We start from the raw sequence: 12,971 nt of genomic DNA on the forward strand, positions 1-12,971 counted from the left end.
CCTGTAACGGTGAGGTTGATCTACAAAACAAAGCCAACTGTATCAGTTTGGCTTAGGTCATCTTATGCAGAGTGAATATTTTTGCAATTGCCTGCCAGCAGTTTGCGGTGACAATTCCCCCCAACCGTTCTGAGACGCGTACACTAAGTGACCGAAACGCCGATCTGTCAGCGCTGGATCATCCATGTCGTGCGCGTCGGTCTACCGTCATGCAATGCGATCCCCGGAGTGGTCGCGACACAAGTTGGAGGAGTTGCAATATGCAGTCACATGCAAAAGTGGTGGTTGTCGGGGGCGGCTGCGTTGGGGCGTCGATCCTGTACGGGCTGACCGAACATGGGTGTTCGGATGCAGTTATGCTGGAACGCACCACATTGACCTCGGGTTCGACTTGGCACGCCGCGGGGCTGTTGGTGACCTTTGTGCGTTCGTACAACGTTTCCAAGATGACGATGGAAACCATCCGCATTTATTCCGAAGTAGAGAAAAAGATGGGTGCTTCGGTTGGCCTGCGCAAAGTTGGCCAACTGCGTGTGGCCAATACAGAAAAGCGCTGGGATGAGTTCCAGTCCTATGTCTCGATTGCCGAAGCGGCGGGTGTGCCCTGTCAACTGCTGACACCGGAGGAGATTGCCGAAGTCCACCCACTGTTGAACCAAAGCCCGGATATTCGGGGCGGTATCTTGCACACCGAAGACGGTTACGTAAACCCGGCCGATATTACTATGGCGCTGGCCAAACTGGCACGCGATGCGGGGGCCAAGGTCTACCAAAACACAGAAGCTCAGGCATATGAAAAGCTGGACAACGGTCATTGGAAAGTGACCACTAATCAAGGTGAAATCACCTGTGAGCACCTGATCTTCGCCACTGGAAACTATGCCCGCGAAAACGCGCGCCGCGTAGGGTTGGACTTACCCTGCATACCAATTGTTCACCAATACTGGACGACCGAGACTGTGCCGCTTCTGAAAGAACGCCGGGCGCAAGGTCTGTCCGAGTTCCCGATTTTGCGGGACGAAGATTACGGTGCCTATCTGCGCGAAGATGTAGGCGGCATCCAGTTCGGACCCTACGAATTCACCAAAGACCTCAAACTGTTCGCCGAAGATTGCGTGCCACCGGAATTCGGGGCTGATCTGCTGCCCGAGGATTTCGATGCAGTGGAAACCCAGTGGGAGCGTGCCATTGAACGGGTGCCAACATTGGGAGAGGTCGGAATCAAGGCCAACACTCGCGGGCCGTTCCAGATGACCCCTGACGAGCTGCCTTTGGCAGGTCCCGCGCCGGGGCATGAGAATTTGTGGCTGGCAGAGGGAATGCCCGGCGGCATTCTGTGGGGCGGCACCGTAGGCAATCGTCTGGCGAAATGGATCGTCGATGGCAATCCGGGCATGGATATGTCGGAACTCGACCCGCGCCGGTTCTCGGATTACGCATCCAAACGCTGGACTATGGACAAGGTACGCGAAACCTGGGGTACTCACATGGACGCGCATGTGCCGGGTGAAGATTTCCCGGAAGCGCGCCCGATGAAGACTGTTGGGTCATATGACCTGCTGACCGCCCAAGGCGCGGTCTGGACCAGCTTCAATGGCTACGAATTCCCGCGCTGGTTTACCAAATCACCTGAAGAGGCGATCCCTGAACACAGCTTCCGCCGCACCAATCACATGGAACTGGTGCAGGAAGAGGTGCGCACAACCCGCGAAGAGGCCGGCTTTATCGAGATGTCGCCGATGACCAAATTCGTGGTGCGCGGGCCGGGGGCTGCACGGTGGCTGGACAGTATCATGGCCAACAAGCTGCCCAAGTTGGGCCGCATGACCCTGTCGCTGATGCTGAACGACAAGGGTGGCATGGATGCGGAATACACCATCGTGCGTTATGCTGAGGATGATTTCTACCTGATCTCGACCCCGAATTGGCGGGCCTATAATTGGGATCAACTGCAGCGCGTTCTGCCGCGCGACGGGTCGGTGGTGATCGAGGATATCTCAGAGCAACTGGGCGTGATCGCGCTGGCTGGACCCAAGGCACGCGAAATCCTGCAACCGCTCACTGACAATGATCTGTCGAATGAAGCTTTCCCGTGGCTTTCGGCGCAGATGGGTGAGGTGGGCTATGCCAAAGGTGTGCACCTGCTGCGTGTCTCTTATACCGGAGAGCTTGGATGGGAATTGCACCACCCGATCGGGTATAACCGCCATCTTGTCGATCTTCTGCTAAAGGCTGGAGTCAAACCTTTCGGCCTAGAGGCGCTGGAATCGATGCGGCTTGAAAAATCCTATCGCGCCATCAATCGCGAGATTTGCAAAGACTTGACCCCTTATGAGGTTGATCTCGACCGCTTCGTTGCCATGACCGAAAAGATTGGTGGGCAAGTGGCCGAGCGTGAGTTTGTTGGCAAAGCAGCACTTCTGAAGCAGAGGGAAGAGGGCAACTATAACCGTTTGGTTACGCTGAAACTGCCGTTCTGCGATACTTCGGTGATGTTCGACGAGGGCGTTTATGCTGACGGCAAGCTGATCGGAAGGGTCACCTCGGGCGGGTTCTCTTACTACTGCAACCACGACATCGCGATGGCACTGGTGCCGCAGGATATGACGGCATCCGGCACCAAGATGCAGGTGATGGTTCACAATGAATTGCGCGAAGCCGAAGTGATCAATGTCTGCGCCGTTGACCCAACCAGCGCCCGTGCGCGTGCCTGATCCGGAGGAATTGAGATGGCAGAAATCAAAGCACGCTCAGGCCGAAGCGGTGGACGCGCGGCACGGGTTCAGGCCCGCACCAACCCGCCCCCGGTCTACCTGTCGACGCTGAATCGCAAGATTGGCCCGATTGATCTGCTCGGCCCTGAGGGTGTCGATAAGATCCACAACGCGGCAATGACGATCCTGGAAACCACTGGCATTGAATTTCGTGATCCTGTCGCTTTGGCGGACTGGAAGAAACATGGCGCGGATGTGCAGGGTGAACGGGTCCGCATCGGTCGCGAGATGCTGATGGATCTGATCTCGGCTGTGCCGTCGGAATGGGGCTATGCCGCGCGCAACCCCGATCGCTCGCTACGGGTTGGCAACCAACATTCGGTGTTTGCCAATGCTTATGGTGCGCCATTTGTCTATGGTCTGGATGGGGTACGCCGCCCATCGATGCTGGAAGATGCCCATAATTTCTTCAAACTCAGCCAGATGAGTCAGTCGATGATGGTACCCGGCATCCTGCCGGTGGAGCCACAGGATGTCCCAGTACCTCAACGCCATTTGGAGTTGGTTCATGCCGCACTGACTCTGACGGACAAGCCGATCAAAGGCTCGGTCCTATCGGAACAGGCGGCCCGGGACTCGGTTGAGATGACCCGCATCGTATTTGGAGAGGAATTTGTCGACAACAACGTCGTGATGGCGGCTTTGCTTAACTGCAACACGCCTTTGGTCTGGGACGAGACGATGCTGCAAAGCTTGCGTGTCTATGCGTCGGCCAACCAGCCCTGCTTGTTATCGCCCTTTGTTCTCGCAGGGGCCAGTACACCTGCCAGCCCGCAGGGTGGAGTCGCGTTGCTGATTGCCGAGAGTCTTGCTGGAATGGCATACAGCCAGATCATCCGCCGTGGAGCACCCATGGTGTTGGGGGTGGCAATCATGGGTGTATCGATGAAGACAGGTGCGCCGATGATGGGCTCTCCGGAACCCGGTCTGATGAACCTTCTGGTGGGTCAGATGGCGCGATTCTACGGCGTGCCTTGGCGGACCTGCACAATGTGGACCGGTTCAAAAACCCCGGATATGCAGGCTGCATTCGACACTGCAAACACCATGTGGCCGGTGTTGCTGGGTGGTGCGAACTACATTGTGCACTCGGCGGGCTTCCTTGAAGGCGCACTGGGGGTCAGCTATTCGAAATGGGTGCAGGACGCACTGCAGTTGGAGAACTTCCACCGTTTCTTCAGCGGCCTGCAAGAAGAAAACCTGGACGCGTTGCTGGGCGACATAAAAGACATCGGCCCCGGTGGGCATTTCTTGGGTACTGACCACACACGCGAAAACCCGATGCATATGAACCACTTGCAAAACAATGACAGTTTTGAACAGTGGGAAGCAGAAGGCTCGAAAACCGCGGAAGTCGTTGGCACGGAAGAGGCGCAGCGTATGCTAAACACCTATGTGCAGCCGCCAATGCCGGACGATCAGCGCGGCGCGTTGGATGAATTCGTCGCCAAAAAGCGGGTGGATTACAGCGCTTGAATAGATCGGAAAGCGGGTGAAGACGCGCCCGATTTCACAACCCAAGGACAGGATCAAGCATATGACTGATGACTCAACGACAACGCTCTCGCTCGACGAGGTAAGAGAGTTGGCCAGATCTGTCCTTGTGGCTTCGGGTATGGATGAACGCGGTAGTGCGGTGTTGGCCGATCTAGTGCAGATGAGCGAACGCGACGGGCCGCGCAGCCATGGGTTACGGATGCTGCCAGTTTATGCGCAAAGTTTTTCTTCGGGCTATGCCAACCCTGTCTCTAGCCCGCGCGTCGAGCGGACCGCGCCGGGCGTTCTGCGTGGGGATGGTGACAACGGCTATTATCAGATCGTGGCGGCCAAAGCGCGGGAAGAGTTGATTGAGATGGCGCGCGAGAACGGAATTGCCGCGTTCACTTGTTCTAATTGCCACCATCTCGGGGCGTTACGGTTTGATACCGGTCCGTTGGCTGAGGCTGGGCTGGTTGCGCTAGGTGTAGTTAACTCGCTTTCCATGGTGGTGCCGCAAGGCGGCGTTCGCCCGGTTTTTGGAACCAACCCGATGTCTTTTGCCTGCCCTCGACCAGGGGGTGAGCCAGTCGTATGGGATCAGGCTTCGTCGATGGTAGCACTGATGGATATCCGCTTGGCTGCCGCCGAAGGGCATGATCTGCCACGTCCTGCCGGGCTCGACCCGGACGGGCAGCCGACCCAAGACCCCAATGCCATTTTGGAATCCCGCAGCCTGCTGCCATTTGGCGAACACAAAGGCGCTGCGATCGCCTTTCTGATCGAAGTTCTGGGGGCGGCTCTGGCAGGCGGAACCCTGTCCGTCGATAACGCCAACCGCGAAGCGTATGGAGCGCTGAACATTAAGGGTGGGCACACCTTGATCGCAATTGATCCGGCACGTTTTGGCAACGAAACTTTCGGAGTTTATGTTCAACGCATCTGTGCCGAGATTGAAGGCAACGGAGATGCGCGCGTCCCTGGAGATGGCAGGTTAAAAAATCGCGCCGCTGTCAAGGCGGATGGGGTCCGTGTCACTGCCGATTTGATGGCGCAACTGCGCGAACTGCAATAAAGGTTTCCGGAATGGCACAGGTGGTTGTGATCGGTGGCGGTGTCGTTGGAATATCCTGCGCCCTGACACTGCAATCGCAAGGACACGATGTCACGGTTGTGGAACCGGGCCCGGTGGGCGAGGGCGCAAGCTGGGCCTCATGCGGATGTATCGCGGTGGGCGAGATTGTGCCTTTGTCGCAGCCAGGGATGCTGATGAAGGTGCCGGGCTGGTTGCTGGATTCTGAGGCTCCGCTTGCCTTGCGCCCAGCCTCGGCATTGAAGTTGCTGCCCTGGTTTGCGCGGTTCACGGCCAATGCGCGCCGTTCGAAGATGCGGGCGATTGCGGCCGATCTGGCGCGGCTCACCTTTGCTGCCACCGATGATTTCAAAGCGCAGCTCACAGATGTTGGTCACCCGGAACATTTGGTTGAGCGACCGGTGATCAAGCTGTTCGATGATGACAATGACCTGGCAACCATGCGTACAGCCTTTGACCTGGCGCGTGAGTTTGGGTGCACGATTGACGAAGTTACGGGCCATGAAGCGCATGAGATGGATCCCGCGATTGCACCTGATTTCAAACATGCTGCTTTGCTACGGGACTGGAGCTTTGTGACTGATCCAAAGCTGTTGGTTGAAACTCTGATGCAGAGTTTTATTGGCCGGGGTGGGGTGGTTGTCTCGGATGCGGCGGTCGATTTTGCACGAGATGGTCGACATATCCACGGCGTGCACATCGGCGATGGGCGCACGCTTAGCGCAGATGAGTTTGTAATTGCTGCTGGTACGCATTCGCGCGTCTTGGCGAAGGAACTGGATGTTCCATTGCGCATGGAAGGAGTGATGGGATATTCAACCGCTTTGCATGACAGTGGGATCGATCTGCGTCACACAGTGTTTTATGCGAAGGGCGGGTTTGGCATCACGCCTTATCAGGATGCGCTGGCGGTGGCTGGCACTGCAGAGTTTGCGGGACTGAATGCAAAGCCCGATTGGAACCGGGCCGATGTACTGGTCAAACGTGCGCACCGTGTATTGCCTGGCTTGAAGGTCAAGAAATCTGAGCGCCGCATGGGCCGTCGCCCCTTTACTCCGGACACGCGCCCGATCATTGGCCGCAGCAGGCGTCTGGCAAATGTTACCTTCGCCACAGGCCACGGTCAGCTTGGTTTGACATTGGGGGCAACAACGGCGCGGCTCGTTGCGGATGTGATTGCGGGAAAGGCACCGGGCATTGATATTCAGGCTTTCAGCCCGGATCGGTTCTCGGCCTGAGCCAAAGCCCGCCCAATTCCTTTTGGGCAACGTAAGATGCCACCAGAAGCCCGATCATCCAACCGGTGATCACGGCACAGGCGGTTCCGAACCAGACGCCAATCTCGTTGAAACCAAGCACGCCGATGAATATCCAGACAAAGAAAACAACGCCAAATCCCTGGCGATAGAGGCTGATCCATACGGTCCAGATTGGGCGTTTCAGGGCTTGCAGCAGCGAGTTGATCGAAAACAGCATCATGTAGAATGGAAGGATCAGGCTATCGACACGCAGATAGCTGAGTCCAACGCGGGTGACTTCGGGGTCATCGGTGAAGAGACCCAGCAGAAAGCGACCGAAAATCCACAGTATAGGTGCTGCAATAGCGGTCATAACGAGCCCTACTTTCCAGCAATAGAACAGAGCTTCGCGCACCCTTTCATAATTTCGAGCCCCAAAATTCTGAGATGCGATGGGAAGCAGCGCGCCGGTAACCCCGAGTACTGGTAAAAGCAGAATCTGCTCAAGCCGAACGGCTACTCCGAAACCTGCGATCGCGTGCTCTCCATAGATTTTCAGAGCGAATTGGATCACGAAACCTGACAGTAACATCACGACGAACGAAGTGGCGGTGGGCAGAACCTGCACCGAAATTTCCCTGAACCGGTACAGCCGGGGAATGAAGTTTCGGGATCGCATTCGCCTCATCCTGCGGCGTCTGAGAACCTGTCGGATCAAGAACGCCATCACGCCGGTCTGGCTGATCACCGTCGATACGGCGAGGCCATCGAAACCGATGCCGGGGATCAGGCCCGGAATGCCATAGATCAACAGTGGATTCAGGCCGATATTGGCAAAAAATGCAACGATGAGAGCGCGTTGCATTGAAACCGCATCCCCATGGGCCTGAAGGATTCCATTACACCCAAAGGCCAGAAGGAACCCAGGCAGGGCCAGCAACAGCCAGTAGAAATAACGCAACCCCGCATCACGATATAGCCCTGGTTCTGAAACCAAATGTATCAGAGCAGGACCATACCAAAGCCCTGCCAGTGCCAGAACACAGGCCGCGATGAAGCCATAGATTATCCCTTGTGCCGCAAACCGCCGGGCTGCGCGCGTGTCGCCGGCCCCCAGCGCGTTGCCGACAAGCGCGCTCATCGCGGCGCCTAATCCAACACCTACCGAGATAGCGATAAAAAAGGCCTGAAAACCCAGCGCCAAACCAGCCTGAGCGCTGGTCGAGAGGAGCCCGGCGAAGAACATATCAACGACGTTGTAAAGCGTATTGAACAACATTCCGATCGCAGCGGGAATGGCCAAGGTTCTGAAATGAGTTGGGATAGGTCCTCGGGTCAGATCAATTTCGGTAGGGTCGGCCATATCTCTATGGACGCTCGGCCTGAACGGTCAGGAAAACGAACTCGGGCGTCAAAACCTCTTCGAAGCCGTGGTTCAGTTCCGCATCAACGCTGATGCTGTCCCCCGCTGACAGGTTGAACCGGGCCTCGCCGTAGCGATAGACCGCCTGTCCTTCGAGAACCTGAACAAAAACAACGCCGTGGCCGACATATGTGGGTGGCTGCCCCTCATCCCGCAGCAATGTGACGCGGCGGGCCTGAAAGCGCAGGTCTTTCCGGGCGTGCATTGACAGGTTGACGTACTCGTGTGAATGCCCACCTGCCAGCCGGGTGGATTTCAATCCCTGCCCATGACGCACCAGCGTAAAATCGGTGTGATTCGTCCGTGCTTCCCTAAATAGTGAAACGATAGGAACTTCGAGAGCTTCGGCCAATGCTGCCAGCGTATCGATTGACGGAGACACCAGCCCATTTTCGATACGGCTGACCATAGCCGCCGATATGCCCGATTGTTCGGCCAGTCGGCGGGCGGACTGTTTCCGGCTTTGGCGCAGCTCTCTCAGCGAAGCGCCAATGGCACGGTCAATCCGTCTTCCGGGTGTGTCATCCTGCATGAAACATTCTGTCAGTCTTCGGCGTAATAGCCTACGACATCTCCTTCTGTTGTGACCCCCAAACCATTCAGCAATCGGTTGGCATAGTTGAAATATCCCACGATCTGGTTGATTTCGAGGATTTCACCATCTTCCCATCCTGCATCTCTCAGCGCGCTCACATCGGTCTTAGCCATCGCGCCCGGTGACCGCGTGAGCTTTCCCGTGTATGTCAGCGCAGCCAGATGCGCGCCGTCAAACGCATCTTGCGGGCGATGTGCTTTGAGCGCGGCCTCAACGGTGTCGGCGCGCGTGTCATCACCAATCAGATGACGGGCATTGGCCCAGTGGTTGGCATAGGAATAGGGACAGGCGTTCAGCGTTGAGACGTAAGAACTGATCACTTCCTGAAACCACATAGGCACTGAATTGGCGTCATCGTGTAGACAAGCCCGGTACAAAACGACGTGGCCTTTCATGGTGTTGGGGCGCAGCGAATGTACGCGCATCACATTGTCGACGGTCCCGTGCGGTGTACGTGCCAGATCCAGAGTGGCCCTCAGGTTCTCGTCGGCATCTTCGTCAGATATCATCCGAATCCAGGCGGACATTCACGTTCCCTTCCACGTTTTCTGTTCGAGTTTTGGCGGCGTGATGCAGCCCAGTGAGTTTTTTATTGACGAGAATTGCACATTAAGCAACCATATTGAATAGTGCGCAACAGGTTTGACATGACCCAGCTGAACCCAATGATCGAAGTGACCAATCTGGATAAGTTCTATGGCACATTCCATGCGCTCAAGAACATTGATCTGACCGTTCGACAGGGTGAAAAAGTGGTGATCTGCGGTCCGTCCGGATCTGGGAAATCCACGCTCATCCGCTGTTTCAACGGGCTGGAGTGGCACAATTCCGGGCGCCTCGTGATCGACGGGATCGAAGTCTACGAAGGGGCTAAGGAAATCCGTGAATTGCGTCAGGAGGTCGGCATGGTCTTCCAGCAATTCAATCTGTTCCCGCATCTGACCGTGCTTGAAAATCTGATGATAGGGCCGATGAAAGTGCGCAAGATTTCCAAAGCCCAGGCTGAAGAAACCGCGCGAAACTATCTGGATCGCGTTCATATTCCCGAACAGGCCGACAAGTACCCGGCGCAATTGTCGGGGGGTCAGCAACAACGCGTCGCCATCGCGCGGTCCTTGTGCATGGAAACCCGGATCATGCTGTTTGATGAGCCGACCTCCGCGCTGGATCCCGAAATGATCAACGAAGTGCTGGATGTGATGGTTGAATTGGCTGACACGGGAATGACCATGGTCGTTGTGACGCATGAGATGGGATTTGCCCGCAAAGTCGCCGACACCATGGTGTTTATGGAGGCCGGGCAGATTGTAGAAATCTCGCCCCCCGAACAGTTCTTTACCAACCCGTCCAGCGAGCGCTGTCGCCTGTTCCTGAACCAGATATTGGAACATTGACATGACTGATCTGGGTATATCGCGGGGGACAGGACAGCCGCTGCCGAAACCGCCCTATTACAAGCGGTTCTTTGGTTCGTCGCTTGTTTCGGTCGTGATCTATGCGGTTATTGTCGGACTAATCGCCTATGGCTCATACTCTGGCGCGCAGGGTATGGGGTATAATTGGCAATGGTACCGGGTGCCCCAGTTCCTTTACCGCAATACCGAGATCGGGTTCGAGTGGGGCGAAATTCCCATTGGGTTGGTCGCCACGATCAATCTGTCCGTCATTTCCTTTTTGTTGGCCACCGCTATCGGATTGCTAGTCGCATTGCTGCGTCTGTCCGGCTTGGTGGTTGGTACGTCGGTCGCAGTGGCGTTCCTTGAACTGATCCGAAATATCCCGCTACTGGTTCTGCTTTATCTGTTTTACTATGTACTGGGGCCGATCTTCGGTTTTAACCGATATACCGCCAGTATTCTGACCTTGGCGGTGTTTCATTCGGCACTGATATCCGAAATCCTGCGGGCCGGGATCAATGCTGTCCCGACTGGTCAGTGGGAGGCGGCCAAATCCATCGGGATGACCCCCTATCAGACCTATAAGTATATAGTCTTACCTCAATCCGTTCGGTTTATGCTGCCACCAATGACGGGTGAGGTGGTTCACCTGATCAAGTCTTCGGCCATCGTCAGCGTCATTGCCGTGGCCGAACTGACCACATTTGGGCGTAACATCATTTCGGATACCTACATGAGTTTTGAAATCTGGTTCACCATCGCACTGGTCTATCTGGTGGTGACCCTGATCCTGTCGATCGGCGTCAGCTATCTGGAGAAGAAATATGCAGTCGATCAGTAACCACAAGAATTCAACCGGACAACAAGGAGAACCAAGATGAAGCTATCTCGCAGAATGCTCGGGGCAGCCCTGGGCGCGGTCGTGGCAACAGGCATGGCGACCTCAGGCTGGGCTCAAAGCGCGACCCAGGATCTGTCCCGTGAAAGTGTGATCGAAACGATCAAACAGGATGGGGTAGTCCGGGTTGGCCTGTCGTTGTTCGTACCATGGTCGATGCGCGACAAGAACGGTGATCTGATCGGGTTCGAACTGGATGTCGGGCGCAAACTTGCCGAAGACATGGGCGTCGAGGTCGAATTTGTCCCAACCGCCTGGGATGGGATCATCCCTGCGCTTGTATCCGGTAATTTCGACGTAATCATCTCGGGGATGTCGGTGACTGCGCAGCGGAATCTGACAATCAACTTCACCGATCCTTACGCGTATTCGGGTATGGCTATCTATGGCAACAAAGAACTAATCGAGGGGATGACAGCCGAAGATCTAAATTCACCGGATGTGACATTTGCGGCGCGTCGCGGAGCTACCCCGGCAACGGTCATCGCTAAGGCTTTTCCCGATGCAACCTTGCTTCTGTTTGATGAAGATGGCGCTTCTCGTCAGGAAGTTCTGAATGGCAACGCACATGCGACTATGGCGTCACAGCCAACTCCAAACCGGGACGTCGCACAGTATCCGGATGTCCTCCGACTGTTCGATGGCGAACTGTTCGATCCACGTGGCGAGGCGTTTGGATTGCGCAAAGGTGATCCGGACGCGATGAACTTCTTCAACAACTGGATTGCACAGAACTGGCGGTCCGGCTGGCTGAAAGAACGTCATGATTACTGGTTTGCCACCGAAGAGTGGGCAGACCAGGTTGCCCAATAACCACTCTGACCGGGGGCGGGTCAACCGCCCCCGGTCCTGATGCGGAGCGCATTGGTGCAGCATTTTCTTAAGAAACTCAGATGGCCAGATTACCTGATCGTTGCGGTCTTGATCGCGTTCTTCGGGTATGTCTGGCTATCGATCGAAGGCACACTGAATTACAAGTGGCGTTGGGAGTTGATCCCCAGCTATATCGTTGGCTGGCATTCCACGCGTGAAGAGTATTTTGCAAACCTGCTGTTGCAGGGTTTGGCAGCCACTATTCGCATCAGCATTTATTCTGGGATTCTGGCGCTCATTCTCGGTACAATTCTGGGAGTTGCACGCTGTTCAGCCAATCTGACAATACGGATGCTGGCACGTACTTATCTCGAGTTTCTGCGCAATGTGCCGCCTGTCGTCGTCGTCTTCATTTTTTTCTTTTTCTTATCTCAACAATTGATCGACGCATTGAACCTTGAACGCTGGGCGCGCGGTATTGCACGACAGGAAAATAATCAGATTTGGACCTTTTTCTTCGGCGAAATGCGGCGCTTTCCCTCATTGGTTTCAGGTGTCATCGTTCTGGCGCTGTTTGAAAGCGCCTTTGTAGGAGAGATCGTTCGCGCCGGGATTCAGTCAATCCCGAAGGGTCAGCGCGAGGCTGCGCGTTCGATCGGGATGAGTCGCCTTCAGGAAATGCACAATGTGGTGCTGCCGCAGGCTATGAAAAAGGTTGTGCCACCGCTGGCAAACCAATTCATTTCGTTGATCAAGGACAGTTCGATCCTGTCACTGATCTCGGTGCAGGAGCTGACCTACAAAACCGTCGAACTGGTCGCCTCGTCCCGGATGATATTTGAGGCTTGGATCACAACGGCGGCATTCTATTTTATTGTCTGCTTCGGTCTCAGCCGCATCTTCGCGCGCCTCGAGAAACGATCCGACAAGCGTTAGGTTCAGGTCACATTCGGACCTGAACCATCCCGTCCTGAACCCGTGTTTCAAACACCCGCATGGCCCGGGTCGCCGGGGCTGAAACCGGCTTGCCGTCGCGGACATCGAACGCACCCTGATGCAACGGGCATTCGATCACATGACCGTCGAAGTAGCCATCGCACAGATCGGCCCCGCCATGATTGCACAATGCCAACGAGGCGTAGACACCACTGGGCGTATCGTACACAGCTATCAAACGCGGCCCGATTGCGACCCGCGTAACCCAGTTCTCTTCCAGCTTTGATACTTCAACCACATCACGCCACGGTTTTTCCGCTCTCATCTC

At 55.8% G+C, this 12,971-nt stretch carries 12 protein-coding genes; 8 read left to right on the forward strand and 4 right to left on the reverse strand.

What is annotated here, in order from left to right:
* The first annotated feature begins 260 nt into the window (after positions 1–260).
* The 4 genes from BLU89_RS09450 (at position 261) to BLU89_RS09465 (ending at position 6,581) form a co-directional block, all read left to right on the forward strand.
* Positions 261–2,714 (forward strand): GcvT family protein, encoded by a 2,454-nt coding sequence (locus BLU89_RS09450; RefSeq protein ID WP_074736593.1) that lies wholly within the window; start codon positions 261–263, stop codon positions 2,712–2,714.
* Positions 2,715–2,729: 15 nt separating this feature from the next.
* Complete coding sequence (locus BLU89_RS09455) at positions 2,730–4,250, forward strand: trimethylamine methyltransferase family protein (RefSeq protein WP_074736594.1); 1,521 nt, start codon at positions 2,730–2,732, stop codon at positions 4,248–4,250.
* A gap of 61 nt (positions 4,251–4,311) precedes the next feature.
* Positions 4,312–5,325, forward strand: coding sequence for an Ldh family oxidoreductase (locus tag BLU89_RS09460; protein WP_083347730.1), 1,014 nt, complete (start codon positions 4,312–4,314; stop codon positions 5,323–5,325).
* 11 nt (positions 5,326–5,336) lie between these two features.
* A complete protein-coding gene (locus BLU89_RS09465; protein WP_074736595.1) occupies positions 5,337–6,581 on the forward strand; it encodes an NAD(P)/FAD-dependent oxidoreductase in 1,245 nt (414 codons plus the stop codon).
* Here the strand turns inward: BLU89_RS09465 and BLU89_RS09470 are convergent.
* From BLU89_RS09470 to BLU89_RS09480, 3 genes are read right to left on the reverse strand one after another with little or no spacing between them, the layout of a single operon-like run.
* Positions 6,556–7,944, reverse strand: a complete 1,389-nt coding sequence (locus tag BLU89_RS09470) for an MATE family efflux transporter (protein WP_074736596.1) — start codon at positions 7,942–7,944, stop codon at positions 6,556–6,558. The genes BLU89_RS09465 and BLU89_RS09470 overlap by 26 nt on opposite strands.
* Positions 7,945–7,948: 4 nt before the next feature.
* Positions 7,949–8,536, reverse strand: a complete 588-nt coding sequence (locus BLU89_RS09475) for a helix-turn-helix domain-containing protein (RefSeq protein ID WP_074736597.1) — start codon at positions 8,534–8,536, stop codon at positions 7,949–7,951.
* 11 nt (positions 8,537–8,547) lie between these two features.
* Complete coding sequence (locus BLU89_RS09480; protein WP_074736598.1) at positions 8,548–9,126, reverse strand: carboxymuconolactone decarboxylase family protein; 579 nt, start codon at positions 9,124–9,126, stop codon at positions 8,548–8,550.
* A gap of 120 nt (positions 9,127–9,246) precedes the next feature.
* Here BLU89_RS09480 and BLU89_RS09485 point away from each other — a divergent pair, with 120 nt between their 5' ends.
* The 4 genes from BLU89_RS09485 to BLU89_RS09500 are packed head-to-tail and all read left to right on the forward strand — an operon-like array spanning position 9,247 to position 12,643.
* Positions 9,247–9,993, forward strand: a complete 747-nt coding sequence (locus tag BLU89_RS09485) for an amino acid ABC transporter ATP-binding protein (RefSeq protein ID WP_074736599.1) — start codon at positions 9,247–9,249, stop codon at positions 9,991–9,993.
* A 1-nt stretch (position 9,994) separates the two neighbouring features.
* Positions 9,995–10,837, forward strand: coding sequence for an amino acid ABC transporter permease (locus BLU89_RS09490; protein ID WP_074736600.1), 843 nt, complete (start codon positions 9,995–9,997; stop codon positions 10,835–10,837).
* Between the two features lie 36 nt (positions 10,838–10,873).
* Positions 10,874–11,707, forward strand: coding sequence for a transporter substrate-binding domain-containing protein (locus tag BLU89_RS09495; protein ID WP_074736601.1), 834 nt, complete (start codon positions 10,874–10,876; stop codon positions 11,705–11,707).
* A gap of 54 nt (positions 11,708–11,761) precedes the next feature.
* Positions 11,762–12,643, forward strand: a complete 882-nt coding sequence (locus BLU89_RS09500; protein ID WP_083347731.1) for an amino acid ABC transporter permease — start codon at positions 11,762–11,764, stop codon at positions 12,641–12,643.
* Between the two features lie 7 nt (positions 12,644–12,650).
* On the opposite strand, the gene BLU89_RS09505 is transcribed toward BLU89_RS09500, so the two are convergent.
* Complete coding sequence (locus BLU89_RS09505) at positions 12,651–12,968, reverse strand: non-heme iron oxygenase ferredoxin subunit (RefSeq protein ID WP_074736603.1); 318 nt, start codon at positions 12,966–12,968, stop codon at positions 12,651–12,653.
* Positions 12,969–12,971 lie beyond the last annotated feature (3 nt).

The organism is Ruegeria halocynthiae (assembly GCF_900106805.1).
Taxonomy (GTDB): domain Bacteria; phylum Pseudomonadota; class Alphaproteobacteria; order Rhodobacterales; family Rhodobacteraceae; genus Ruegeria; species Ruegeria halocynthiae.

Excerpts from the sequence above, each read along its gene's own strand:
- BLU89_RS09470 (WP_074736596.1), bottom strand. The coding sequence starts at position 7,944 with ATGGCCGACCCTACCGAAATTGATCTGACCCGAGGACCTATCCCAACT.
- BLU89_RS09480 (WP_074736598.1), bottom strand. The coding sequence starts at position 9,126 with ATGTCCGCCTGGATTCGGATGATATCTGACGAAGATGCCGACGAGAAC.
- BLU89_RS09485 (WP_074736599.1), top strand. The coding sequence starts at position 9,247 with ATGACCCAGCTGAACCCAATGATCGAAGTGACCAATCTGGATAAGTTC.
- BLU89_RS09460 (WP_083347730.1), top strand. The coding sequence starts at position 4,312 with ATGACTGATGACTCAACGACAACGCTCTCGCTCGACGAGGTAAGAGAG.
- BLU89_RS09495 (WP_074736601.1), top strand. The coding sequence starts at position 10,874 with ATGAAGCTATCTCGCAGAATGCTCGGGGCAGCCCTGGGCGCGGTCGTG.
- BLU89_RS09465 (WP_074736595.1), top strand. The coding sequence starts at position 5,337 with ATGGCACAGGTGGTTGTGATCGGTGGCGGTGTCGTTGGAATATCCTGC.
- BLU89_RS09490 (WP_074736600.1), top strand. The coding sequence starts at position 9,995 with ATGACTGATCTGGGTATATCGCGGGGGACAGGACAGCCGCTGCCGAAA.
- BLU89_RS09455 (WP_074736594.1), top strand. The coding sequence starts at position 2,730 with ATGGCAGAAATCAAAGCACGCTCAGGCCGAAGCGGTGGACGCGCGGCA.
- BLU89_RS09475 (WP_074736597.1), bottom strand. The coding sequence starts at position 8,536 with ATGCAGGATGACACACCCGGAAGACGGATTGACCGTGCCATTGGCGCT.
- BLU89_RS09505 (WP_074736603.1), bottom strand. The coding sequence starts at position 12,968 with ATGAGAGCGGAAAAACCGTGGCGTGATGTGGTTGAAGTATCAAAGCTG.
- BLU89_RS09450 (WP_074736593.1), top strand. The coding sequence starts at position 261 with ATGCAGTCACATGCAAAAGTGGTGGTTGTCGGGGGCGGCTGCGTTGGG.